Origin of the sequence: Rhizobium sp. Root491 (genome assembly GCF_001427205.1) — a bacterium.
Lineage (GTDB): Bacteria > Pseudomonadota > Alphaproteobacteria > Rhizobiales > Rhizobiaceae > Agrobacterium > Agrobacterium tumefaciens.
Genome location: NZ_LMFF01000014.1, coordinates 223560 through 245624 on the forward strand (window position 1 = coordinate 223560; position 22065 = coordinate 245624).

Below are 22065 nucleotides of genomic sequence, written 5' to 3' on the forward strand. Positions count from 1 at the left end.
TCCTGTCTGGATAAAATTAAAACACCCGGAGGTCAGCCTCCGGGTGTTTTTGTCTATGCGAATACAGAAAAGAAAAAAGGCTGCCAAAGCAGCCTCTTCCAGAAAATCAGGACGCCGTGCGGTTTTGCCGGTTGGCGATGAGATCTTCGACCACCGCGGGATCGGCAAGCGTCGATGTATCCCCAAGCGCGCCGAAATCATCCTCGGCGATCTTGCGCAGAATACGCCGCATGATCTTACCCGAACGGGTCTTCGGCAGGCCCGGCGCGAACTGGATCTTGTCTGGCGTCGCAACCGGCCCGATCTCGTTGCGGACGTGCTTTACCAGCTCCTCGCGCAACGCATAGTCGCCGCTCTGGCCCGCCATCAACGTGACATAACAATAAATGCCCTGCCCCTTGATGGCATGCGGGTAACCCACGACCGCCGCTTCCGAAACCTGATGATGCGAAACAAGTGCCGACTCGACTTCGGCGGTGCCGAGGCGGTGGCCGGAGACGTTCAGCACGTCATCGACGCGGCCAGTGATCCAGTAATAACCGTCCTCATCGCGCCGGCAGCCGTCACCGGTGAAGTACTTGCCCTTATAGGTCGAGAAGTAGGTGTCGACGAAGCGCTGGTGATCCCCGTAAACGGACCGCGACTGGCCCGGCCAGCTATCAATGATGCAGAGATTGCCGTCGGCCGGCCCCTCCAGCACGTTGCCTTCGGCATCGACCAGCTGCGGCTGCACGCCGAAGAACGGCCTTGTCGCCGAACCCGGCTTCAGGTCCGTCGCACCCGGCAGCGGCGAGATGAGAATGCCGCCCGTTTCCGTCTGCCACCAGGTATCGACGATGGGGCTCTTGTCCTCGCCGACCACATGGTAATACCACTCCCACGCTTCGGGATTGATCGGCTCGCCCACCGTGCCGAGAAGCCGCAGGCTTTCGCGCGACGAACGCGTGACGAACTGGTCGCCCGCCCCCATCAGGGATCGGAGCGCCGTCGGTGCAGTGTAGAAGATGTTGACCTTGTGCTTGTCGATGACTTCCCAGAACCGTCCCTGATCCGGGAAGTTGGGAACGCCTTCGAACATCAGGGTCGTCGCACAGTTCGCCAGCGGCCCGTAGACGATGTAGGAATGGCCGGTGACCCAGCCGACATCGGCGGTACACCAGAAGACCTCCCCGTCCTTGTAGTCGAAGACGTATTCATGCGTCATCGACGTATAGACGAGATAGCCGCCCGTGGTGTGCAGCACGCCCTTCGGCTTGCCGGTGGAGCCTGACGTGTAGAGGATGAACAGCGGATCTTCCGCCCTCATCTTCACCGGCGGGCAATCCGGTTTCACCGTGGCGATCTCCTGATGGTACCAGATGTCGCGGCCGGGCGCCCAGCCGGTCTTGCCGCCGGTGCGGCGCACGACCAGAACCTTGTTGACGATGACATATTGCTTGGCAGCAATATCGATCGCCTTGTCGGTATTTTCCTTGAGCGGGATCGGCTTGCCGCCACGCACGCCTTCATCGCAGGTGATGACGAAGGTGGACTGGCAATCGACGATGCGGCCGGCCAGGGCTTCCGGCGAGAAGCCGCCGAACACGACCGAATGAATGGCGCCGATGCGGGCGCAGGCGAGCATGGCATAGGCCGCCTCGGGTATCATCGGCATATAGATGGTGACCCGGTCGCCCTTCTTGACACCATGCTTCTTCAGCACGTTCGCCAGGCGGCAGACATAGTCATAGAGCTGATTGTAGGTGATCTTCTTGTCGATATAGGGATTGTCACCTTCCCAGATGATCGCCGTGCGTTCGCCATGCGTCTTCAGGTGCCGGTCGATGCAGTTGTAGGAGACGTTCGTCAGGCCGTCCTCGAACCACTTGATCGGCACTCTTCCCTTGAAGGACGTGTTCTTGACCTTGGTATAGGGCTTGAACCAGTCGATCCGCCGGCCGTGCTTGTCCCAGAACTTCTCGGGATCCTCGACGCTCTCCTGATACCATTTCTGGTAACGCTCATTGTCGATGAGCGTGCGGGCTTTCGCCGATTTGAGCACGGGGTAGATTTTGGCAGACATGAACTCCTCCTGGAACCAGATATGGCTTGATATGCGCGACCTTGAGACTCCCACCTCAGGCATGTGTTGAATTCATAGCAGTTCAAATGCACACGGCAATTAGACAAAGGCATTTGTTTCGCAAAGAATTGCAATTATGATGCAATCCGGTTATAGAGCGCCAATATCCCGGAAATCAGTGGTTGATACCACGCCCGCGACCCCGGCGCGGACGGACAGAAGGACTGTATCTATGGCTCAACAATTGCTCATGCCAAAAGCTACGGCTGTATGGCTGGTAGACAACACCGCGCTGTCGTTCGATCAGATCGCCACGTTCTGCAAACTGCATCCGCTCGAAGTCAAGGCAATCGCCGACGGTGAAGCCGCGCAGGGCATCAAGGGCCTCGACCCGATCGCGACCGGACAGCTTTCCCGCGACGAGATCGCCCGCGCTGAAGGCAACCCGAACCACAAGCTCAAGCTTTCCGAGCCAAAGGTTCGTGTGCCGGAATCCAAGCGCCGTGGCCCGCGCTACACGCCGGTTTCCAAGCGTCAGGATCGTCCGAACGCCATTCTCTGGCTGGTCCGCAATCATCCTGAGCTGAAGGACGCGCAGATTTCGCGTCTTGTTGGCACCACCAAATCCACCATCGAGCAGATCCGCGACCGCACCCACTGGAACTCGGCAAACCTCACCCCGATGGACCCGGTAACGCTTGGTCTCTGCAGCCAGATCGATCTCGATCTTGAAGTTGAACGCGCATCGCGCGGCCGACCGCTGCCGACATCAGAAGAGCTTGGCAACACGCTGCAGCCGGCAACGGCGACGGAAGGTCTGGATTACAACTTCCAGCGCGACGAAGAAGAAAAGCAGATCGACGCGGACGCCGTCTTCAAGAAGCTCAGCTCGCTGAAATCGGCTCCGAAGGACGAAGACGAGGACGATCACTACTGATCGAAAGTCTTTCCGTTTATGAAAACCCGGCCGTCGTGCCGGGTTTTTTTGTTTTCAGAGCTTCAGGGCATTTCCAGTAAACCGGCTATGCGCTTTTACCGGAAATGCTCTAGCGGGCACCGAAGATTGCCGAGCCGACACGCACGCTGGTGGCGCCGAATTCTATCGCTGTCTCGAAGTCCCCCGACATGCCCATGGAGAGCTTCTCGAGGCCGCATTGTCTGGCAAGCTTCGCCAGAAGCGCAAAATGCGGACCGGGATTTTCATCCGCAGGCGGAATGCACATCAGGCCCTCGACCGACAATTTCAGCTCGTCCCGGCAAAAAGCCACGAAGGCGACGGTCTCGCGTGGATCGATGCCAGCCTTCTGTGGCTCCAGCCCGGTATTGACCTGCACATAAAAACGAAGGCTGCGGCCCTGTTTGACGCATTCCTCGGAAAGCGCACGGGCGATCTTTTCCCGATCAACGCTCTGTAAGACGTCGAACAGCGCAACGGCATCCGCCGCCTTGTTGGATTGCAGCGGCCCGATCAGGTGCAGCTCTATACCCGATGTCTTTTCTTTAAGCGCAGGCCACTTGCCCTGCGCTTCCTGTACGCGGTTCTCGCCGAACACGCGCTGGCCGCTGTCGATGACCGGCTGGATCTCTTGCGCATCGAACGTCTTCGAGACGGCGACGAGAGAAACATCCGTCGCCTTGCGGCCGGACTTTTCCGCTGTCTCCGCTATGCGTTGCCTGACATCCTCAAGACGTGCTTCGATTTCCATCACAGGACCTCTATTTGTAACATTCTGAACGCTAACTAGACGCCGATTGCCTTGATGCCAAGCGGGTTTAGCACCATTTGAGGCACGCTGGCCAAGATTGAACGCCCGGAGGCCCCGCCAAACTTGACGCCCCGGTCGTTTCATGGTGAAGGTCAGCGCAAATTTTTCCCCTCGATACCCGGAATTCTAAACAATGGCCATCGAACGTTACAATCCTCGCGACGCCGAGCCGCGCTGGCAGCAGAAATGGAACGAAGACAAGGTTTTCGTGACCGACAACAGCGATCCGCGCGAGAAGTATTACGTTCTAGAGATGTTTCCCTACCCGTCGGGACGCATTCACATGGGCCACGTCCGCAACTACGCGATGGGCGATGTCGTTGCGCGCTACAAGCGCGCGCGCGGCTTCAACGTTCTGCACCCCATGGGCTGGGACGCCTTCGGCATGCCTGCCGAAAACGCGGCTATGCAGAACAAGGTTCACCCGAAGGACTGGACCTATCAGAACATCGCCACCATGCGTGGCCAGCTGAAATCCATGGGCCTGTCGCTGGACTGGACCCGCGAATTTGCGACCTGCGATGTGGAATATTACCACCGCCAGCAGGCGCTGTTCGTCGATTTCATGGAAAAGGGTCTGGTCTACCGCAAGCAGTCCAAGGTCAACTGGGATCCGGTCGACCATACCGTTCTGGCCAATGAGCAGGTCATCGACGGCCGCGGCTGGCGTTCCGGCGCGCTGGTCGAACAGCGCGAATTGACGCAGTGGTTCTTCCGAATCACCGATTTCAGCCAGGATCTGCTGGACGAGCTGGACACGCTGGATCAGTGGCCGGAAAAAGTACGCCTGATGCAGAAGAACTGGATCGGCCGCTCTGAAGGCCTGTCGCTGCGCTGGCAGACCGTTGCTGGCACAGTGCCGGAAGGCTTTGCCGATATCACCGTTTATACCACGCGTCCCGACACCCTGTTCGGCGCATCCTTCCTGGCAATCGCCGCCGACCATCCGCTGGCAAGAGAGCTGTCGGAGAAGAACCCTGATATTGCCGAGTTCTGCGACGAATGCCGCCGCCATGGCACGTCTCTCGCAGCGCTGGAAACAGCGGAAAAGAAGGGTATCGATACCGGCGTCAAGGTCGTACATCCGCTGGACCCGACGTGGGAACTGCCGGTCTATGTCGCCAACTTCGTGCTGATGGACTACGGCACCGGCGCGATATTCGGCTGCCCTTCGGGTGACCAGCGCGATCTGGATTTCGCCCGTAAATACGATTTGCCGGTGGTGGCCGTCGTTGCGCCGGAAGGCCCCGACGCTGCCAGCTTCACAATTGAAGACGTCGCCTTCACCGATGATGGCGTGATGATCAACTCCGGCTTCCTGAACGGCATGAACACGACTGACGCCTTTGAGGCGGTCGTGCAGAAGCTCTCTGCCCAGACGCTGGGCAACACGCCGCAGGCCGAGCGCAAGGTCAATTTCCGCCTGCGCGACTGGGGCATTTCCCGCCAGCGTTACTGGGGTTGCCCGATACCCGTCATCCATTGCGAAGTCTGCGGCGTAGTTCCGGTTCCGAAGAAGGACCTGCCGGTCAAGCTGCCCGACGACGTGACCTTCGACGTGCCCGGCAACCCACTGGATCGCCACCCCACATGGCGTCACGTTGCCTGCCCGCAATGCGGCCATGACGCACGCCGTGAAACCGACACGATGGACACATTCGTCGATTCCAGCTGGTACTACACGCGCTTCACCGCGCCTTGGGAAGATGAGCCGACGGATCCGAAGGCCGCAAACCACTGGCTGCCGGTGGACCAGTATATCGGCGGCATCGAGCATGCTATTCTGCACTTGCTCTATTCGCGCTTCTTCACCCGCGCCATGCGCGAGACCGGCCATGTCGGCGTCAAGGAGCCCTTCAAGGGCCTCTTCACGCAGGGCATGGTTGTGCACGAGACCTACAGCCACGGTGAAGGCCTGACCCGTGAATGGGTCGCGCCCGCCGACCTGCGCATCGAAGAGACTGACGGTGCCCGCCGGGCATTCCTCTTGTCCTCCGGTGCGGAAGTGAAGATCGGCTCGATCGAGAAGATGTCGAAGTCGAAGAAGAACGTGGTCGATCCGGATGACATCATCGCATCCTACGGTGCGGATACCGCTCGCTTCTTCGTCCTGTCGGATTCTCCGCCCGACCGCGACGTCATCTGGTCCGAAGCCGGCGTGGAAGGCTCAAACCGCTTCGTACAGCGCGTCTGGCGCATCATCGGCGAAGTCGCAACCGAACTGAAGAGCGTCACGCCGAAGCCCGCGAGCGAGGGCGAGGGCCTGGCAGTATCCAAGGCGGCCCACAAGACGCTGAAGGCCGTTCAGGAGGATCTGGACAAGCTTGCCTTCAACAAGGCGATCGCCCGCATCTACGAACTGGTCAACGCGCTCGCAGCTCCGTTGGCGGATGTCGCGGCTGGTGGCAAGCCTGATGACGTCAAGGCGGCGGCGCGTGATGCCGTCGAAATCCTCATTCGCATCATTGCCCCCATGACGCCGCATCTGGCCGAAGAATGCTGGTCGGCGCTGGGTAACGAGGGTCTCGTCGCCCAGACGCCGTGGCCAACTTTTGTACCCTCGCTGGTCGAGGAAAACGATGTGGTCATGCCCGTTCAGGTCAACGGCAAGAAGCGCGGCGAATTGACAATCGCGCGCGATGCGGATCAAGATGCGGTCCGAGCGGCTGCCCTTGCGCTGGATGCCGTCAAATCCATTCTTGCCGGTGGCGAGCCCAAAAAAGTCATCGTGGTTCCGCAGAGGATTGTGAACATTGTTGTCTGACGTTTTTTCGAGATGGAGCCGCGTTGCGGCAGCAGTTTCCGTCGTGATGATGGCCGGTGTTCTGGCAGGCTGCCAGGTCCGCCCGCTTTACGGCGAGGCTTCCGGAACCAAGGAGAGACTGGCGGCTGTCAGCATCTCGAATGCCGGCGACCGGATAACGCAGGAAGTGCGCAATCAGCTGATCTTCCTGGTGTCCGGCGGTGCGGGTGAACCGGCTACGGCTCAGTACAACGTCAAGTTATCCGTAAGCTCGAGCGCCACGTCCACGGAAGTCGAGAACTACGATCTGACGACCAGTACCAACAGCAATTATAACGGCCCTTACCCAGGCCGTGTTGTGATGAACGGTAATTACGTCCTGACGCGTATTTCCGACGGCCAGATCATGCGCTCCGCGCGGCGTAGCGTAACGGCGCAGGTGGATCTGCCACAGCAGGAATTCGCCAAGATCAGGGCGATCCGCGACGCAGAAAACCGTGCGGCCCGGGAACTGGCTGAAATTATCCGTACCGATATCGCCGCCACCCTTGGCCGCTGAGAGCGGCGGCCGTGGCAGAGATAAAATCGCATGAATTTGAGCGCTTCGCCGAAAATCCGGCGGAGCGCTTTCGCGTTTTCGTGCTCTACGGCCCGGATCGCGGCCTCGTGTCGGAGCGAGCCAACCTCATCGCCAAAAAGACCGGCATTGACCCGGATGACGCATTTGCATCGTTGAAGCTGAGCGCATCCGACCTGCAGGGCGATCCCGGCCGCCTTCTCGACGAAGTGAACGCCATCGGCCTTTTCGGCGGCGAAAAACTCGTCTGGATCAAAAGTGCCTCGGCTGAAAAGGCGCTGGTGGATGCTCTCCAGATTCTGGCTGAGACGCCGCCCGAAGCCAGCTTCCTCATCATCGAGGCCGGCGACATTAAAAAAGGCACGGGCCTGCGCAAGATCGCAGAACCCGCTCGCTCTATCGCAGCAATCCCGTGTTATGCGGATGACGCCCGTTCGTTGAATGCGTTGATCGATCAGGAACTGTCTGCCGACAATCTGCGCATTGCCCCTGCCGCACGGCAGAGGCTGATCGAGCAGTTGGGCGGCGACCGGATTGCCTCGCGCAACGAGATCCGCAAGCTTGCGCTCTATTGCCGTGGCGCAGAGGTGATCGAGGAAGATGATGTGCTGGCAATCATCGGCGATGCCAGCACGGTTTCGGCTGACGACGCCGTCGATGCCATCCTGAAGGGCGACAGAAACGCCTTTTTCCACGCGACCCAGAAGATCGTCTCGTCGAAGACGCCGATCTTTCTCGTGCTTCAGGGATGCCTCAAGCAATTTCAGTTGCTGGATCAGATGCGCGCCGAAATGGATGAGAAAAAGCAGCAGGCCGGGCAGGTCATGCAAACGCTTGGACGCCACATCCATTTTCGCAGGAAACCGGTTATCGAAAGGGCGTTGCGAACCTGGCAGCCAGCGGCGATCGCCCGTGAGATGAACCGCCTGCAAGCGGCCATATTGCAAAGCCGCCAGCGCCAAAGCCTGGAAGACAGCGTGGCGCTTTTGACCCTGCTATCGACCACATTGCAATCAGGCCGCGGCGGATAACTCGCTGAAGATCGGCAAAAAGCCCTCACGCTGACGCTGCGAGGGCTTTTAAAATCATGATACCAAGGACACCAGTCGTTGAGAACTCAGTCGCCCTTACCCGGCTCGGCAGAGAAATAAAGCTCGAGCTTGCCTGTCACGCCATCCATTTCCTTGGCTTCCGGCAAGGGGTCGCGCTTGATGGTGATATTCGGCCAGATCGCCGCATATTCCGTATTCAGCTTCAGCCACTTGTCGAGACCCGGCTCAGTGTCAGGCTTGATCGCTTCGGCAGGACATTCCGGTTCGCACACACCACAATCGATGCATTCGTCAGGATTGATAGCGAGGAAATTTTCACCCTCGTAAAAGCAGTCGACAGGGCAGACTTCAACGCAATCGGTGTATTTGCAGCGGATGCAATTGTCGGTCACGACATATGTCATGATGAACTCCAGAATATGCAGGCCGGGTCTGTGGGCTTCGGAACACAAGCCGTCGCCCGGAATTCAGACAGCGCAATTTTGCAAGTGAGGTAATGCCTTTGCCTTCAGATAGCAAGGATAAACAATTCTGAAAAACCGCTAAGACTTGAAGGTTTATTCTATTCTTTGTTTCCGTCGCTGTCCGACAGGAACCTGTCGAGCGCCCTGCGCTCTTTTTTGGTGGGGCGACCGCTTCCCGGCTGACGTATCGCCTGCTCCAGCGGGCTCAGCCTGTCGGAAGGCTCGCGCGGCGGCGTCAGATCGTCGTAGAGAAGTTTGGCCTCTTCATAGGGCCCGCGCCGCTCGCCCCCGGATTTGACGACAAGCACCTTGTCCATGCGCTCGAAACCGATATCGAGCCTGTCACCAGCCTTTACCAGATAGCTGGGCTGGCGAATGGAGACACCGTTGACCTTGACCTTGCCCGACTGAATGTAGCTCTGGGCAAGTGAACGGGATTTGGCCATGCGGGCAAAGAACAGCCACTTGTCCAGACGCTGGCGCGTGCTTTCGAGTGGCTGTTCGTTGCTCCCCATAGCTTACTTCTTCAGCTGCTCCTTGAGAGCAGCAAGCTTGGCGAAGGGCGAATCCGGATCGATCGGCTTTTCCTTACGCGGCGGCTTGGCTTCGAAACGCTGCTGACCCTGCGGTTTCCCGCCACGGTCATTGCGGTCCGGCCTGTCCTTGCGCTCCCCGCGATCCTGACGATCATTATTGCGGTTGTTGCCACGGTCGGGACGTCCGCCATCACGCTTGCGCTCGCCGTCACCGCCACGATTGGCAGCCTCGCGATTTGCTCCGTCACGATTATCGCGACGGCCTTCGCCACGACGTTCACCCTGTTCGCGTGGCGCCTGATCGCGACCCTCGCCACGGCCTTGACCGCGATTGCCGGGACGACGGTTTTCACCACGCTGGTTTTCGTTGCGACCACCCGGACGCCAAAGAAGAACAGGCTTCGGCTCGGCAGCCTCGGCGCTTTCCGTCGGCGCAGCCTCGCTAACAGCAGCCTCTTGGCCCACAGCTTCCGCAACCGGCGCTTCTTCAGCAGCTTCGACAGTCGTCGTCTCGGGAACCTGCTCTTCCGAAGCCGGTTCCTCGTGTTCGGTCTCTGCGCTCTCGTCTTCCGTCACCGCTTCAGAAGCGGCCGGAGCGGCAGCACCGGTCTGGTTGGCGAGGAAGGCCTGCGCCTCTTCCGCCGTTACCTGATCGGCACGATAACCGAGACCCTTGAGGATTTCTTCCATGTCGTCGAGCGTTGCGCCGAGAATGGAAAGCATTGCGGTCGTCGTCGTGAAACGGCGGCCGTCATAAGCGCCTTCCGGACGCGGCTGCTGACCGGGCTTCCACTGCAACAGCGGACGGATGAGATCGGCCAGACGCTCGAGAATGTCGATACGCACGGCGCGCTTTCCGAGGAAACGGAAACCGGCGAGCTTGTAGAACATCCGCTCGAAGGTCGGGTCCGTCACGACAGAGGTGCGACCGGCGGCCAGCACCGGAATGAGATCGCCGTAACCCGGCTTGCCGAGACCATCGTTCTTCAGCGCCCAGAGCAGCGTGACAAGCTCCGCCGGAGCGGGCTTGAGAAGCGCGGGCAGGAAGACGTGATAGGCGCCGAAACGCACGCCGTAGCGGCGCATGGAGGCACGCGCATCCTGATCCAGCGACTTCACGTCTTCGGTGACGTCACGGCGGAACAGGACACCGAGATTTTCGACCAGCTGGAACGCCAGCCCCTTCGCCAGACCCTGAAGGTCTTCGGCGCGCGAAATATCGTCCAGCGGCTTCAGCACGGTCGCAATCTGATGATTGACGAAACGTTCGACGCGCGCCAGCGCATGATCGCGGGCATTGCCGCTCAACTGCTCGTCGGCAAAGAGGATCACGCGCGGCTTCATGATATTGTCGCCTGCCGAAAGGCGGGCCACCGGTTCGCCCAACCAGCGAACCAGACCATCGGAGCTCAAAGCGAGATCACCGTTTCCGCTGGCGTGCAGACGCGCGGCACGCGCCTCGTATTCGAGCGCGAGCGCCTTCTGCGCAGCAGCCTGCACGGCCTTCTGATCCGGCCCTTCCATTCCCGGCACCGGCGTGAACCGGAACCCGGCCAACTGGCCGACGTGATGTCCTTCTACGAAGACATCACCATTTACACTGATTTCAGCTTCAAGCATCGCATTCTCTCTCAGGCGCCTCATGAGCACAGATGTCCTGCGATCAACAAAGCGTTTCGTCAACCTTTCATGTAGAGCATCGGACAATCGATCTTCGATTTCCCGCGTCTTTTCTTGCCAGTGTGTCGGATCGGCAAGCCATCCTGGGCGGTTCGATACATAAGTCCATGTTCTGATCTGCGCAATCCTTGCAGACAAGGTATCGATCTCTCCATCGGTACGATCGGCGCGGCGCACCTGTTCGCCCATGAAATCTTCATTCACCGTGCCACGTTTTACCAGATCGAAATAGAGCGTTGAGATCAGATCAGCATGTTGAGCGGGCGCAATACGGCGATAATCCGGAAGCGCGCAGGCCTCCCAGAGTTTTTCCACCCGCGCCTCCGTCGTCGCCACGTCGATGATTTCAGGGTAGCGCGACAGATATTCGAGCGCCTGCTGGTCGATCGCCGGCAAGGCCCGTGACAGTCCCTGGATCGCCGGGGCGGCTTCGAGGCTCAGACGCAGATTGGTGATGGAGGAAAAATCGAAATTTTTCGTCCGCCATTGCAGCACCTTCACCGAGTCGAACTGATGGGTTTCGATACGCTCCACCAACTCGTCGTCAAATGGATCGACGCGCCCCGTCACGCCAAAGGTGCCATCGCGAAGATGGCGGCCGGCGCGGCCGGCGATCTGGCCGATCTCGCCCGGATTGAGATTGCGGAACTGATAGCCGTCGAACTTGCGGTCCTGCGCAAAGGCGACATGATCGACATCGAGGTTGAGACCCATGCCGATGGCATCAGTCGCCACGAGATATTCGACGTCGCCGGACTGGTAGAGCCCCACCTGGGCGTTGCGCGTACGCGGCGAAAGCGCGCCCATCACAACGGCTGCGCCACCACGCTGGCGACGCACCAGCTCGGCAATGGCATAGACCTCTTCCGCCGAAAAGGCGACGATTGCCGTGCGTTGCGGCAGGCGGGTTATCTTCTTCTGGCCCGCATAAAAAAGCTGCGACAGGCGCGGACGTTCGACCACGGTAATTCCCGGCAGCAGCTTTTCGAGGATCGGGCGCATCGTGCCCGCACCCAGAAGCAGCGTTTCCTCCCGCCCGCGCAGATGCAGCACGCGGTCGGTAAAGATATGCCCGCGCTCCAGATCACCGGCCAGCTGCACTTCATCGATGGCGACGAATGCGGCCGTTGTCTCGCGCGGCATGGCTTCCACCGTGCAGACGGAATATTTGGCTTTAGGAGGGGCGATCTTTTCTTCGCCGGTTATCAGCGCCACATTCGGCGCGCCCACCTTTTCGACAAGACGGGTATAGACCTCACGCGCCAGAAGGCGCAGCGGAAGGCCGATGACACCGTTGCCATGTGCCACCATGCGCTCGATGGCGTAATGGGTCTTGCCGGTATTGGTGGGGCCGAGAACGGCCGTGACACCGCGGCCGCTCAGGATCATGGGGCGAAAATTCAACGTACTATCCGTGAATCGACTTCATCTGCTTGCTGTACCGCCCGCCATTCACTGATACGGGCCGCACACGCAACACACATGGCAACGCCCGCCGACAAAGGCAATAGGCCTTGTCCGCAAAGTGGTAACAGGTCCTTCCCCGCCGGAATTTTCCTTTTTGATTCAGATACTTGAAATATTAAAAAGAATCCGGCGAAACCGGAATTGATTCGGATACGGAACAGTCTGCGAACGAATCGAATACGAATCGCTGACTCCAATGGATTCAGCTTTTGTTCTCCGCAACATCTGGTTGGCAGATGCCTGCCCTATACCAGATTGTGAATCCGGGTAAGTCCTTGTCCGGATTCAGCTTTGCGGCACCGGCTTCCGGCGGAAAACACCGGAATCGACTGTCAAGCGGCAATCGCTGGAAAGCCGCTCCGGCACAGGCAGGAACGGCAGTATCAGAGCGCCTCGCCGGCAAGCAGGCGCGGCGCGCCCGCATCTGTCGTGCCGGCAGCCTGACCGATGAAATAGGATTTCAGACCCGGCAAACGATCGACCACACCCAGACCGAAATCACGCATGACGCGAATGGGACCGACATCATTGGAGAAAAGCCGGTTCAGCACATCCGTCGTCACGCCCATCCGCAACGTGTCGAAACGCCGCCAGGACTGGTAACGGTCGAGAACGTTGAGAGAGCCGATATCAATGCCGAGACGGTCGGCCTCGACCACGGTTTCGGCCAGTGCCGCAACATCCTTGAAGCCGAGATTGAGGCCCTGACCGGAAATCGGGTGAATTCCATGCGCCGCATCGCCGGCAAGTGCAAAACGTGGCGCGACGAAGGAACGCGCCAACGTCAAGCCCAGTGGAAAGGCGCGACGGGGACCGACGGGACAGACCGGACCGAGCTTGTGGCCGAACCGGCGTTCAAGTTCCTCCTCGAACACCAGATCGTCGGCAGCAACCAGCCTGTCGGCATCGGCCGTACGTTCGGTCCAGACAAGCGAGGAGCGGTTCCCTTTCAAGGGAAGCACGGCGAAAGGCCCCGACGGCAGAAAATGTTCCTCCGCGCAGCCCTCATGCGGCCGCTCGTGTTCAACGGTGGTGACGATCCCGGACTGATCGTAATTCCAGTGCACGGTTTTTATTCCTGCCATATCCCGCAAAGCCGAGCGGACCCCATCGCAGGCTATGAGCAGTCGCGCCTCAAGCGACGAGCCGTCGGAAAGTGAAATAGCCGTCGATTGCGGGCCGGCGGAAAAGCCGGAAACACTGAGACCATGGCGGATTTCGACGCCGAGGCGCTCACACAGGCCTCGCAGCGCACCCACCATCGCGACATTCGGGACCATATGAGCGAAGGGCCTGCCCTCCTCCACCGCGCCGTCAAATGTCAAAAACACCGGGCGAACCGGATCGGCGGTCTTCGAATCGGTGACGATCATCTTGTGGATCGGCTGGGCCTCCGGCTCGATCTCGTTCCATATGCCGAAAACGTCGAGCATACGCGTGGCCGCCGCGATAATGGCGGAGGCGCGGACGTCCTTCTTCCAGACATCCTCGGGAGCGGCTTCAACCACCTGCACATTAAGATGTCCGGCTGCCTGCTTAATTGCGACAGCAACGGAAAGGCCGACATAACCGCCGCCTGCCACCACCACGTCCAGCATCGCGCTTCTCCTCAAATCTTGTGCACGCATCATCGGCGCACTATAGACCATGTGACGTCTTCCTACAGCCGGAGCAGGCCGAAAAAATGTCGCATCCCTCGCAAACGTCAGATCCGATGGCCAATCTGATCTCCACACTCGATCTCGAGAAGCTGGAAGAAAACCTGTTTCGGGGTGAAAGCCCGCAAATCGGCTGGCAGCGCGTTTTCGGCGGCCAGGTCATCGCGCAGGCATTGATCGCAGCTCAACGAACCGTGGATGACGACCGTTTCGTTCATTCACTGCATTCCTATTTCATGCGCCCCGGCGACCCGCTGGTGCCCATCCTCTACCAGGTGGAACGCATTCGCGACGGTGCAAGCTTCTGCACCCGGCGCGTGGTCGCCATCCAGCATGGCAAGGCGATCTTCTCCATGTCGGCGTCGTTCCAGATCGTCGAGGACGGCTTCGATCATCAGATAAGAATGCCGGATGTGACGCCGCCCGAAAGGCTGATGAGTGAAGATGAGATGCAGGCGGCCTTCCTCGCCAACGCACCCGCTTCGATCCGAAAATACTGGAGCAACAAGCGCCCGATAGAGATCCGGCCGGTTTCGCTGACCCACTATATTTCGAAGGAAAAGCTGGAACCGCAGCAGGATATCTGGGTTCGCGCTGTCGGCGATGTGCCGGACGATCCACGTTTCCAGTCAGCCATTCTCGCTTATCTCTCGGATATGACGTTGCTCGACACGTCGCTCTATGCCCACGGAACGACGATCTTTGATCCGGCCATTCAGGTGGCGAGCCTCGATCACGCCATGTGGTTCCACCGTCCCTGCCGGCTGGACGACTGGCTGCTCTACACGCAGGACAGCCCCAGCGCCTCGGGAGCACGCGGTTTGACCCGTGGCAATATTTTCACCAGACAGGGTGAACTGATCGCCTCCGTCGCACAGGAGGGTTTGATCCGCAAAAGGGCAAATGCTTAAATAATGCGCTTTTTTAAAAAATCGCACATTTAATAGACGAAAATTGCGCCACCCAATGCCCGTTTTTCAGACGTCTGTCATATAATTTTTATATTTCAATAACTTAGAGGCCGCATCAAAACTGGCACGCCCCTTGAATGTATGTCCGTAGTCGCTGTTACTGATCTGCCAGCGCGAGGAGAGTCGGCTCCGTGCCGAGGACAAACAAAGGATGGGAAACCAGATGAAAATTGTGATGGCCATTATCAAGCCGTTCAAGCTGGATGAAGTGCGCGAAGCGCTCACCGGCGTCGGCATCCAAGGCCTGACCGTGACCGAGGTAAAGGGTTACGGACGCCAGAAGGGACATACCGAGATTTATCGCGGCACGGAATATGCGGTGAGCTTTCTTCCCAAACTGAAGATCGAGATCGCGGTTGCATCAGACGTCGTCGACAAGGCTGTCGAGGCAATCGCGTCGGCTGCAAAAACCGGGCAGATCGGTGACGGCAAGATCTTCGTCTACTCTATCGAACAGGCCGTGCGCATCCGTACCGGCGAAACCAACACAGAAGCGCTTTGAAGCACGGCTGACAGGGAGTTTTCTAGCTATGCAACTCAACAAGTTTTCAACGCTCGGCAAACTGGGTGCCGGTGTGGCAGCCCTGATGGCCCCGGCAATCGCCTTTGCGCAGGATGCCGCGCCGGCAGTAGCAGCGGCGGCCCCCGTTCCGGAAAAAGCCGATACCGCATTCATGTATGTCGCGACGATCCTCGTGCTTTTCATGATCATTCCGGGTCTCGCCCTGTTTTATGGCGGCCTCGTGCGCACAAAGAACATGCTCTCCGTTCTCATGCAGTGCACGGTCATCGGCGCGGTCATGATGCTCGTCTGGGTAATCTACGGTTACTCCTTCGCCTTCGGCGGCGGCACCGGCCCGTATTTCGGCGGTTTCGGCAAGCTGTTCCTGTCCGGCGTTTCGCTTGACAGCACCTCGGCAACCTTCTCCCAGGGCGTCGTGATCTACGAATACACCTTCATCGCCTTCCAGATGACCTTTGCGGCCATCACGCCCGCGCTGATCATCGGTGCATTCGCGGAACGCGTGAAGTTCTCGGCAGTCATCCTGTTCACCATCCTGTGGGCCACCTTCGTCTACTTCCCGATCGCTCACATGGTCTGGGACGCGAACGGCCTGATCTTCGGCATGGGCGCTCTCGACTTCGCCGGCGGCACGGTCGTTCACATCAATGCCGGTATCGCCGGTCTGATCGGCGCGATCATGGTCGGCAAGCGTACCGGCTTCGGCAAGGACATGATGGCCCCGCACTCCATGACGCTGACGCTGGTTGGCGCAGCCATGCTGTGGTTCGGCTGGTTCGGCTTCAACGCCGGCTCCAACCTCGAAGCATCTGGCGGTGCGGTTCTTGCAACCATGAACACCTTCCTCGCCACTGCAGCAGCCATCGTTTCCTGGTCGCTGGTTGAAAGCTTCACCCGCGGCAAGGCTTCCATGCTGGGCGCAGCTTCGGGCATGATCGCCGGCCTCGTCGCCGTAACGCCTGCGGCCGGTTCCGTCGGACCCATGGGCGCTATCGTTCTCGGCCTCATCGTCTCGCCGATCTGCTACTTCTTCGTCTCGGTTGTGAAGAACAAGTTCGGCTACGACGACACAGCTGACGTCTTCGGTGTCCACGGCATCGGCGGCATTATCGGCGCCCTCGGCACCGGCATCTTCACGTCGCCGCTGCTTGGCGGCACTGGTAAGGCGGACTTCTCCATCTCCTCGCAGCTCTGGACGCAGTTCGTTGCCGTCGCCATCACCATCGTATGGTGCGCAGTCGTCTCGGCAATCCTCTACAAGATCGTCGACGTGATCGTTGGTCTGCGGGTTCCGGTCGAAGCGGAACGCGAAGGTCTCGACCTTGCGACCCACGGCGAAGCCGCCTACCACTCCTGATATCCGGGAAAAGGGGTTCTCCATCCCCTCTCCCAAAAGAAGGCCCGCTTCGGCGGGCCTTTTCTTTGCCGCAAATCCGGAAGCGGCTTTTAAAAAACCGCATGGTTAACACGACATTAACCAGCAAGCTGTTAGTTTTCCCTGTCAATCCGGGATCTGGTCAACTGCCGGATCTTGCCGAAACCACAAAAACTACGGGTTCAGGGACATGGGCAGAATGAATTCTCCGACATTCGACGGTCGTCACACGCGTTTCGTGCTGACGGCGTTTTTCGTGCGGCAGGTCATGGCTCTTGCCGGTTTTGCGTTGCTTGCCACGATTGCGCTGGGGATTACCGCACTTGCCACATGGAACGTGGCGGACCCCAGCCTGTCCTATGCAACAGGCAACCAACCCACCAATCTTCTCGGTTACGGCGGCGCAATCTTCGCCGATATCGTGATGCAGTTCCTCGGCCTTTCCGCAATCATCGCGCTTTTGCCGGTGATTGCCTGGGCGATCGCCCTGATCGCCGGTCGCAAGTTCAACCGGATACCCGCCCGCCTCGTCGCCTGGATCGCCGGCGCCATCGTCTGCGCCGCCTCGCTCGGCTGTTTTCCCGCGCCCGTGACATGGCCGCTGCCGAACGGCATCGGTGGCGTCATCGGCGATATGATCCTGCGCTTCCCTGCTCTCTTCATCGGCGCTTACCCCACCGGCACGATTGCGACGGTGCTGGGCGCTATATTCGCTGCTCCCGCCGCCTTGATGATGCTGTTTGCCGCCGGTCTCGTGGGACGCCCGGAAGATGACCTGGAACAGGAAGAACGCGCGCCGGTCGCAAACAAGGCCCGTGCCACCCGTCAGGTAGAGGAAGAAGACGATGACGAGGGCGAAGGCTTCTTCGCCAATATTCTCGCCTTCGGCGCAATCGCACATTACTGGTACATCTCGCAGGCCCGCCTTCGCCGCCTGTTCGGCCTGAAGTCGAAATCCCTGCACGGCGAATTCGAACACCCTTACGATTTCAACGAATATGAATTCGGCACGCTGAACGAACCCTCCCGCCTCAAGACGGCGATCAACCGCCTCGACCAGCGCGCGGAACCGTCTTTCGAAGAACGCGCCGCATCCCGTCGCCAGATGTCGCCTCCCTCCATCGCGCCCGATCATGATGCGGACGGGGACGACGAACCGTCGTTGGACGCAGACGGTCGGCGGTTGCCCAACGGCATTCTCTCGGACGACCACAGCCTGGACGAGAACGACCCGAAGTTCGTGGCAAGACAGGCACCTGGGCGCGGCCAACCCAGAATAACCGCCCCTTCCGCACGCCCGAAGCCCAGCGAGCGCGTGGCAAGGGAAGCGCAGGCCTCCTTTATTGCCGCAGACGGTTTCCAGCTGCCCACCGTGCATCTTCTGGCGGAACCCAAGAACGTCGTTCGCGACCATACGCTGAACGAGGAAGTGCTGGAGCAGAATGCCCGCCTTCTGGAAGGGGTTCTCGAGGATTTTGGCGTCAAGGGTGAAATCATTCACGTCCGCCCCGGCCCGGTCGTCACGCTCTACGAACTGGAACCAGCACCCGGCATCAAATCCTCGCGCGTCATTGGCCTTGCCGATGACATAGCCCGCTCCATGAGCGCGATCGCCGCGCGCGTTGCCGTCGTGCCTGGCCGCAACGCCATTGGCATCGAGCTTCCGAACCAGACGCGTGAAACCGTGTTCCTGCGTGAACTGGTCGGCAGCCGCGACTTTGAAAACAGCAAGGCCAAGCTCGCCATGGCGCTCGGCAAGACCATAGGCGGCGAACCCGTCATCGCCGATCTTGCCAAGATGCCGCATCTTCTCGTTGCCGGTACCACGGGTTCGGGCAAGTCTGTCGCCATCAACACCATGATCCTGTCGCTGCTTTACCGCATGTCGCCGGAGCAATGCCGCCTGATCATGATCGACCCGAAAATGCTCGAACTATCGATCTATGACGGTATTCCGCATCTGCTCTCCCCCGTCGTTACCGATCCGAAAAAAGCCGTCGTGGCGCTGAAGTGGACGGTGCGCGAGATGGAGGAGCGCTACAAGAAGATGTCGAAGATCGGTGTGCGCAACATCGATGGCTTCAACAGCCGTGTGCAGCAGGCGATCGACAAGGGCGAAATCCTCACCCGCACGGTGCAGACCGGCTTCGACCGCCAGACCGGCGAGGCAATGTACGAGACGGAAGAATTCGACCTGAAGCCCCTGCCCTATATCGTCGTCATTATCGACGAAATGGCGGATCTTATGATGGTGGCAGGTAAGGATATCGAAGGTGCCGTACAGCGCCTCGCTCAGATGGCGCGTGCCGCCGGTATCCATGTCATCATGGCAACTCAGCGTCCGTCCGTCGATGTCATCACCGGAACCATCAAGGCGAACTTCCCGACCCGCATCTCCTTCCAGGTAACGTCGAAAATCGACAGCCGCACCATTCTGGGCGAACAGGGCGCCGAACAGCTGCTCGGCATGGGTGACATGCTCTATATGGCCGGTGGCGGCCGCATCCAGCGCGTGCACGGTCCCTTCGTCTCCGACAATGAAGTGGAAGAGATCGTCGCCTATCTCAAGACGCAAGGCACGCCGGAATATCTGGAAGCGATCACCGAGGAAGACGATGAGGAAGGCAATGGCGGCGGCCCGGCCGGCGCCGGCAATTTCTCCGATTCGGAAGACCCCTATGATCAGGCCGTGGCTGTCGTGCTGAGGGACGGCAAGGCCTCAACTTCCTACGTCCAGCGGCGTCTCGGCATCGGCTACAACCGCGCCGCCTCGTTGATCGAACGCATGGAGCAGGAAGGCATCATTGGCCCCGCCAATCATGCCGGAAAACGTGAAATACTCGTACCAACGGAAGCAGACATCATCGAGCGGTAATGCACGTCGCCCAAAAGGCTGTAGTGGTTTCGGGATAACGACATGCGTGAGGCGAAGACGGCAACCAAGCGGGGCGAAGAAGCGTTAATACACGCTTTCAACGTCATGAAGCCGCCGCCTTTATGCGGAAAATCGCTGCGATGAAGGAGAACAGAATGAACGACCTCACTACCGGCGAGATTGCCACCGCAAACACACCAGAGAACGGCGTGACGCGACGTGGCTTGCTGACGGCGTTTTCCATGGCTGCGGTCATGGCCGGCCTGTCGCCGCTCAACGCATTCGCTCAGGCTGCCGGTAACAGCGCGACCGCGCAGAAAATTGCCAATCACTTCTCGTCGGTCAAAACCATGATGGGAGAGTTTGTCCAGTTTGGCCCGCGCGGTGAACAGACCGGCGGCAAATTTTACATCGAACGGCCCGGCAAGCTTCGATTCAATTACGAAGACCCCTCGCCCATGCGGGTCATCTCCGACGGCAAGAATGTCGTCATCGGCAACATGAAGCTGAAGACATGGGATTTGTATCCATTGTCAAAGACCCCGCTCAGCCTGCTTTTGTCCGACAAGATCGATCTGAGCAACCAGAAGGTCCGGAACGTGAAGGAAGAGTCGGACCTGACCACCATCGTACTGGGTGACAAGAGCGTGTTCGGCGATTCCACCATTACCCTGATGTTTGACCCGAAAACCTTCGATCTGAGGCAATGGACGACGACCGATGCCCAGAACAAGGACACGACTGTCATGATCTTCAACGTGCAGACGGGCGTTAACCTCGACGAACGCGTTTTCAACATCAACTACGAAGAAGTCCGCAAACGCGGCTAAGGCCGGGGCGCTCCACGGCGACAGTTCAAAAGGCGGCCCTGCGGTCGCCTTTTTTATTTTGCCGCTAAAATGCATTCCCGTTTTCATCGCGATGTTATAAGCCTGCGCCCCGGAAACATGTCTCGAAACAATCGGCTTCGAGGCTATAGAAGCGGAGCACATGCATGTCGTTTTCGATAACCACCTGGAACATCAACTCGGTCAGGCTCAGAATGCCGATCGTGGAGCAGTTTCTGGTGCGTTACAAACCCGACATTCTCTGCCTGCAGGAAACGAAATGCCCGAATGGCGAGTTTCCGATGAAGCCGCTGAAGGCGCTCGGTTACGAGCACGTCATCATCCATGGCCAGAAGGGCTATCACGGTGTGGCAATCGCTTCGAAAATTCCGCTGACAGAAGATCACCGTCAGGACTATTGCGGCATAGGCGATGCACGACACATTTCCGCGATTTTTCAGGTTGGATGGCGCCGCATACGGCTGCATAATTTTTATGTTCCGGCTGGCGGTGACGAACCCGACCGGTCGATAAACCCGAAATTCGGCCACAAGCTGGATTTCATCGAAGAGATGAAGGCGCTTCGCGCCGACGGTGTGCCCGGCACCTCGTCCATTCTCGTGGGCGATCTCAACATCGCGCCGCTTGAAAATGACGTCTGGTCGCACAAGCAACTGCTGAAGATCGTTAGCCATACACCGGTGGAAACCGACGGCATGCTCGATATCATGAAGAAGGGCAACTGGCTCGACCTGATGCGGTTGAACGTGCCTGATAGTGAAAAGATTTATACCTGGTGGAGCTACCGCGCCAAGGATTGGGAAGCCGCAGACCGTGGCCGCCGTCTCGACCATATCTGGTCGTCGCAGGATCTCGGCCCCTCGCTTGAAAAGATCGATATCTTGCGCGAAGCACGCGGCTGGAACCGGCCATCCGACCACGTTCCGGTTACGGCCCATTTCCGTTTCTGAAGCGCTGGCTCTTTAAAATCAGGAGAAGCGGTTCTGCAAACGGGCCGCGCCCGCAGCGAGTGCGGCGATATTATCGCGAATGCGTGCCGACACGATATCGGCAACCTCGGGAAACTCCTCCACCAGCCGGTGAAAGAGAATGCGCGTTATCCGGATGACCTCGGAATCCTCCGCGGCAATGGCGGTGAACTTCCTCTCACAGAGCGTGAAAAGCGCCAGCTCCGAAAGCAGCGCCCCCTTGCCCGGTGTCGCCTGCAACGCGGGTTTTCCATCCCGCCCGGCCGTAAATAGCTCGAAATGGCCTGACGTCACCGCAAAGGCGCACTCGGCCGGGGAATGTTCCCGGAACAAAGTCTGACCGGCCGCCACGCGGCGGCGTTCCGCGCCGAAGGCGATCAGCCGCAACTGATCGTCGCTGAAGCCCGCAAACAACGGCACTTGCCCCAGAAGCATGATGTCATCCGTCAAGGCCATGTCGATTGCTACTCCAGAAAACCGCCTGCACCACTATAGCGGTT

17 protein-coding genes are annotated in these 22065 nt (G+C 59.2%); 10 read left to right on the forward strand and 7 right to left on the reverse strand.

Annotation, left to right across the window (positions count from 1 at the left end):
- Window positions 1-106: 106 nt before the first annotated feature.
- Window positions 107-2062 (reverse strand): acetate--CoA ligase, encoded by a 1956-nt coding sequence (gene acs / locus ASD46_RS15960; protein ID WP_003516521.1) that lies wholly within the window; start codon window positions 2060-2062, stop codon window positions 107-109.
- 232 nt (window positions 2063-2294) lie between these two features.
- Between acs and ASD46_RS15965 the strand changes: the two genes are divergently transcribed.
- Entirely contained in the window at window positions 2295-2999 is a 705-nt protein-coding gene (locus ASD46_RS15965) for a DUF1013 domain-containing protein (protein ID WP_025594631.1), read from the forward strand.
- A gap of 109 nt (window positions 3000-3108) precedes the next feature.
- Here ASD46_RS15965 and ASD46_RS15970 read toward each other — a convergent pair whose 3' ends face one another.
- Window positions 3109-3768 (reverse strand): YggS family pyridoxal phosphate-dependent enzyme, encoded by a 660-nt coding sequence (locus tag ASD46_RS15970; RefSeq protein ID WP_025594632.1) that lies wholly within the window; start codon window positions 3766-3768, stop codon window positions 3109-3111.
- 193 nt (window positions 3769-3961) lie between these two features.
- On the opposite strand from ASD46_RS15970, the gene leuS reads away from it, so the two are divergent.
- The 3 genes from leuS to holA are packed head-to-tail and all read left to right on the forward strand — an operon-like array spanning window position 3962 to window position 8179.
- Window positions 3962-6592, forward strand: a complete 2631-nt coding sequence (leuS, locus tag ASD46_RS15975; RefSeq protein WP_003516514.1) for a leucine--tRNA ligase — start codon at window positions 3962-3964, stop codon at window positions 6590-6592.
- Window positions 6582-7130, forward strand: coding sequence for an LPS assembly lipoprotein LptE (lptE, locus tag ASD46_RS15980; protein ID WP_414890567.1), 549 nt, complete (start codon window positions 6582-6584; stop codon window positions 7128-7130). Before leuS ends, lptE begins: the two co-directional genes overlap by 11 nt.
- A gap of 11 nt (window positions 7131-7141) precedes the next feature.
- Entirely contained in the window at window positions 7142-8179 is a 1038-nt protein-coding gene (gene holA / locus ASD46_RS15985; protein ID WP_003516510.1) for a DNA polymerase III subunit delta, read from the forward strand.
- Between the two features lie 86 nt (window positions 8180-8265).
- On the opposite strand, the gene fdxA is transcribed toward holA, so the two are convergent.
- The 4 genes from fdxA to ASD46_RS16005 form a co-directional block, all read right to left on the reverse strand.
- Window positions 8266-8604, reverse strand: a complete 339-nt coding sequence (gene fdxA / locus ASD46_RS15990; protein ID WP_003516508.1) for a ferredoxin FdxA — start codon at window positions 8602-8604, stop codon at window positions 8266-8268.
- A 158-nt stretch (window positions 8605-8762) separates the two neighbouring features.
- Window positions 8763-9179, reverse strand: a complete 417-nt coding sequence (locus ASD46_RS15995; RefSeq protein ID WP_025594634.1) for an RNA-binding S4 domain-containing protein — start codon at window positions 9177-9179, stop codon at window positions 8763-8765.
- A 3-nt stretch (window positions 9180-9182) separates the two neighbouring features.
- On the reverse strand, window positions 9183-12269 hold the full coding sequence (locus ASD46_RS16000) for a helicase-related protein (protein WP_025594635.1): 3087 nt from the start codon (window positions 12267-12269) through the stop codon (window positions 9183-9185).
- Window positions 12270-12730: 461 nt separating this feature from the next.
- Window positions 12731-14083, reverse strand: a complete 1353-nt coding sequence (locus ASD46_RS16005) for a ubiquinone biosynthesis hydroxylase (protein WP_410118127.1) — start codon at window positions 14081-14083, stop codon at window positions 12731-12733.
- Between ASD46_RS16005 and tesB the strand changes: the two genes are divergently transcribed.
- From tesB to ASD46_RS16035, 6 genes are all read left to right on the forward strand, one after another.
- Entirely contained in the window at window positions 14032-14916 is an 885-nt protein-coding gene (gene tesB, locus ASD46_RS16010; RefSeq protein ID WP_003516499.1) for an acyl-CoA thioesterase II, read from the forward strand. The genes ASD46_RS16005 and tesB overlap by 52 nt on opposite strands.
- A gap of 211 nt (window positions 14917-15127) precedes the next feature.
- Window positions 15128-15478: a P-II family nitrogen regulator gene (locus tag ASD46_RS16015; RefSeq protein ID WP_019565993.1), complete on the forward strand. Its 351-nt coding sequence runs from the start codon at window positions 15128-15130 to the stop codon at window positions 15476-15478.
- A gap of 28 nt (window positions 15479-15506) precedes the next feature.
- Window positions 15507-16856 carry an ammonium transporter gene (locus tag ASD46_RS16020; RefSeq protein WP_003516494.1) on the forward strand — a complete coding sequence of 450 codons (1350 nt, stop codon included), beginning with the start codon at window positions 15507-15509 and terminating at the stop codon, window positions 16854-16856.
- 217 nt (window positions 16857-17073) lie between these two features.
- Window positions 17074-19749 (forward strand): DNA translocase FtsK, encoded by a 2676-nt coding sequence (locus tag ASD46_RS16025; RefSeq protein ID WP_019565992.1) that lies wholly within the window; start codon window positions 17074-17076, stop codon window positions 19747-19749.
- Window positions 19750-19904: 155 nt separating this feature from the next.
- The gene (locus ASD46_RS16030; protein ID WP_035198993.1) at window positions 19905-20579 is read left to right on the forward strand and encodes an outer membrane lipoprotein carrier protein LolA; all 675 of its coding nucleotides are present in this window, start codon (window positions 19905-19907) and stop codon (window positions 20577-20579) included.
- A gap of 164 nt (window positions 20580-20743) precedes the next feature.
- Window positions 20744-21547: an exodeoxyribonuclease III gene (locus ASD46_RS16035; protein ID WP_025594640.1), complete on the forward strand. Its 804-nt coding sequence runs from the start codon at window positions 20744-20746 to the stop codon at window positions 21545-21547.
- Between the two features lie 18 nt (window positions 21548-21565).
- On the opposite strand, the gene ASD46_RS16040 is transcribed toward ASD46_RS16035, so the two are convergent.
- Window positions 21566-22021 carry a cyclic nucleotide-binding domain-containing protein gene (locus ASD46_RS16040; RefSeq protein ID WP_003516486.1) on the reverse strand — a complete coding sequence of 152 codons (456 nt, stop codon included), beginning with the start codon at window positions 22019-22021 and terminating at the stop codon, window positions 21566-21568.
- Window positions 22022-22065: the final 44 nt, after the last annotated feature.